General features: G+C 31.6%; 5 protein-coding genes. 2 read left to right on the top strand and 3 right to left on the bottom strand.

The features are described from left to right. The first annotated feature begins 52 nt into the window (after positions 1–52). Positions 53–259 carry a hypothetical protein gene (locus tag IBX42_RS12595; protein WP_365943716.1) on the top strand — a complete coding sequence of 69 codons (207 nt, stop codon included), beginning with the start codon at positions 53–55 and terminating at the stop codon, positions 257–259. A 30-nt stretch (positions 260–289) separates the two neighbouring features. Here the strand turns inward: IBX42_RS12595 and IBX42_RS11710 are convergent, their stop codons facing one another. From IBX42_RS11710 to IBX42_RS11720, 3 genes are all read right to left on the bottom strand, one after another. After that, positions 290–382 carry a hypothetical protein gene (locus IBX42_RS11710; protein ID WP_365943717.1) on the bottom strand — a complete coding sequence of 31 codons (93 nt, stop codon included), beginning with the start codon at positions 380–382 and terminating at the stop codon, positions 290–292. Between the two features lie 86 nt (positions 383–468). After that, a complete protein-coding gene (locus tag IBX42_RS11715; RefSeq protein WP_294933113.1) occupies positions 469–1,338 on the bottom strand; it encodes a hypothetical protein in 870 nt (289 codons plus the stop codon). A gap of 379 nt (positions 1,339–1,717) precedes the next feature. Further along, positions 1,718–1,969, bottom strand: coding sequence for a hypothetical protein (locus IBX42_RS11720; RefSeq protein ID WP_294933114.1), 252 nt, complete (start codon positions 1,967–1,969; stop codon positions 1,718–1,720). A 175-nt stretch (positions 1,970–2,144) separates the two neighbouring features. Between IBX42_RS11720 and IBX42_RS11725 the strand changes: the two genes are divergently transcribed. Then, positions 2,145–2,858 carry a helix-turn-helix transcriptional regulator gene (locus IBX42_RS11725; protein WP_294933115.1) on the top strand — a complete coding sequence of 238 codons (714 nt, stop codon included), beginning with the start codon at positions 2,145–2,147 and terminating at the stop codon, positions 2,856–2,858. Positions 2,859–3,598 lie beyond the last annotated feature (740 nt).

Below are 3,598 nucleotides of genomic sequence, written 5' to 3' on the forward strand. Positions count from 1 at the left end.
CACTACGAAGCACAACTCAAGAATTGCTTGGATTTAGGTGCGAAAGTTGAGTATGTTAGTTAAAGACGAAAGACCTACCATCTCATCTTTGGCAGAGGAGTTTAACGTTTCCAAGAGAACTATTCAGACGAATATTTATCAAAGGCTATGTGGCTGGGATATCACCAAAGATAAATTTGGGAGACTTGTTTTTAGGGATGGGGTTTATATTTTTGGGGTGACTCGGAAGCTAGGAAGAAAGAGGAAAGGGGTGGTGTAAGTCACTCAATTTTACTTTTAATACGCTTTTCTAAAATCTCTTTCCGTTTTTCCCAACACTCATATAAAGAGCTAAATAATCATAAAATTGCTTAGAATGATTTGGATAAATAAAATGAACCAGTTCATGAAAAACAACATATTATATGCAAATTTTGGGCTTTTTTATAAGTTGATCTTGGTTCAGTTTAATAATAAATTAAACCTGATTTAAAACTCATCTGCTATGCTCTTTCTTATCTGCTCAAACTTTTCTGGAGTAACCTCCATATCTTCCATAAGCTCTCGGAGTTCTTCTTTGGCTTTTATATCCTCTTCGTTTTCTTTGTCGATAGGGATGAACCGTTTTCCAATCATTCCTAATGAGTGTTTGTAATGTTCAGGAACAAGACTTGGGTTGTGTTTTAGACATAAGATATAGATAACACCTTCTAGAAATTTAAAGGTCTCTTTAGTCGGTTTTATATCAAAGCACGACATGTATTTGTACAATCTTTCGTAGTCTATTTTGTTCATAAAAACACCAGTATCCATATTTTGTTTGAACTCTATAGCAGGAATTGCGTTCTTAAAAGTGTGATATTTATTACGAAGTTTTTTCATAGCTTCTTTAACAATTGGTCTATATTTTTTTCTGAAATTGCTCGCGGCGGCATAGTTTGCTTTTGGATTATTTGTACTAAGATTGAAATTTATATATGAACGCATGAGAATAGTTTTATTGTTATACTCTCCTGATTCTATTATTCCCATATTGACTCTTTTGTATTGATTCTTAGTAGCGGTCATGATGCCTTTTTCAAAAGGAGTCTTTCCTTCTTGCTCTGGATCTTTTTGGTTTAGATTGTAAACTTTTTTTTGAATTTTCTGATATGCTTTTTTTATGAAATTGTCTTTGTTTTCAGGCGTGTTGTCGTGGATGAGATTGATTATTTTTTTAAAAGCATAGTACTCGCTTGGATTAAATTCTAAATCTAAAGCCTGCTCACTATGGTTGAGTATATCATCCCTTATTTCATCAAGAAACATTGCAAGATGCTCCTTGTTTAGTATGAAACTTTCTCTTTTTTCTTTTAGCATTTTTTCTCCTGCTGAGTGTGTCAATGTTTTTCTGCGAAAACTACGCCTTGGTTTCCGATACTTATACGGAGTATTTGGAGTGCGTTTCAAAGCGCAGTACTAAATTTTTATTGAATTTGTGCATTTTTGCGCCTTGGTTTCCGATTTATCTATTTAAAGAAACCCCTATTTTTGGGTAGATTTTAATTAATAGAAAACACTAGCGCACTTTTTACTAAATCTCGCTCTGTAAATATCCCAATTTTAGATGCTCTGTAATGCCAGCGTACTTTATTTTTGAGCGTTGTGTTTTCAAAATATCCAAGCGCACTTTGTTTTGCTACTTAATAATTTTAGAGTTTATTTAACAGTTATATCAACCTAACAAACTATTCAGAAGCTATCTTATTTCAGTATTTAAAATCCACTCAGCAATATCAGTAAGTTTCCACATTCTCTTATTTCCTACCATTACCCATTGAGGGATGATGTTTTTTTCTAAAATAACCGCTTCTGGTAAAGCGTCTTTACCACCAAATAATTTGCTTAAGGATGAGTAACTACTGCCCCATTCCAAAGATGCTTCAGTTGCATTAAGAAATAACTTTTGATGTTTTTGATACATCATCTCAACTATCTCTTTTTCTGTCATGTCTTATCCTTTTCAAAAAGGCCTTTTTATTTGTAATAAATTTCAATTGATTGCATAAGTTTATAGATGAAATAAATGAAATATTTTAAAGTAAAAAAAATATTGACTTTTGGAATTGATTTATATAAAATATTTATTAGTAAAGAAAATATTTACTAAACAACTTGGAGCGAATATGGAAGAAAAAACAAAATATATAAAAGAAGTTTCAAAAAGAATTACAAAGATCCGCGAAAAGCTAGATATGACCAAAGTACAAATGGCAAATGAATTGAGCATTTCAAAACAAACTTTTTATACATTGGAAGTTGCAAATAGAAAATTACAGATAGAGGAGCTCAAAAATTTAATGGATAAATTCAACATCAATCCTGCTTGGGTTATTTCCGGTGAAGGGGAAATGCTTGTTGAAAATGATCCAAAGAAAGCTCAATTGGTAAATTTAATACTTGATTTTCGACAATATGGTGGTGAAGTTGATCTAGTTAGGAATGAGATAATTAAAGTAATTTTAGGAAAACTTTTTCAGACAGAAAAACTATTTAAAATAATTCCACTGCCAAATAGTATTTTTGGAGATCATGTACCTTGTTCTTTAATGAAGCTACTGGTGTATTCAAATTTTTCAGATAATGAACAGAATGCTAAAAACTATTTTCGTGATCAGATAGAATCTTTAGATGTTCCATGGTTCGTACCATTTGAAGTTAAAAAAACTTTATATTCGCTTTTGGAAAAAATAGATAATAAAGATTGTTTTTATCTTTTAAAATGCCGTGACATTGCTGCAAAGCAGCTTTTGACTAATATTTCTCGTTTTAATAAAGGATTTAATAACCTATTAATAAAAGAGGATCGTGAACTCCACAAAATAATTAAAAATCTATAAATATTCTAGATCTCGAATTTGCTCAAATAGTTTTCCAGCAGTTAATTCTAAAAACTCTTGAAAAATAGCTAATTCCTCAACTTTATGCATGCTTTTCATCTTTTAGCAACTCTAAATATCCTAAAAGTAATTTAATATCTTCTTTGTGAAAATATTTGTCTCATAATTTCAAGAGATATATTTATATCCAAGACTTGTTAAATGTAGGATTGATGGTATTTTTACTCTTGAATCTTCATTGAATTTTGTCATCACCTATCCGATTTTTTCTTTATTGTCTTAACAAATGATTATACAAAGTTAATAAATTAATTTAGTGAAATTCCAGAGTGAGTAGGGAGAAAGAACTGTATGAAGGGCTGAGAAGTACCCAAAAATTCGGGCACACCTCTCCGCTCTCGATTTTATGTATTTTGCAAACATAATACAAAATGTTATAATTCCATCGTTTCGATCGGTCGGTCGTTCCGCCTCTTCGCCTTTTTCACGCTCGGCAAGAGCATACTATCAACTGTCGGTTGTGCTGTACAGTCTGTTCCATGCCAAATATGTTAGAGTTTTTGGTTTAGGTCTAGTATGAGAAGGTGATGAGAGCATAGTATCATCCACAGCGCCACTATCTGCGTGTAGTTGATCACCCTTTCAGTTTCCCTATAAAAACCTATTGTTTAATGTGGTAATAACGTAGGTAAATCCGATGAAAAATAAAATTTCACTTAATCAAGAAATTAAACTTGGAT

Origin of the sequence: Sulfurimonas sp. (assembly GCF_014859695.1) — a bacterium.
Taxonomy (GTDB): domain Bacteria; phylum Campylobacterota; class Campylobacteria; order Campylobacterales; family Sulfurimonadaceae; genus Sulfurimonas.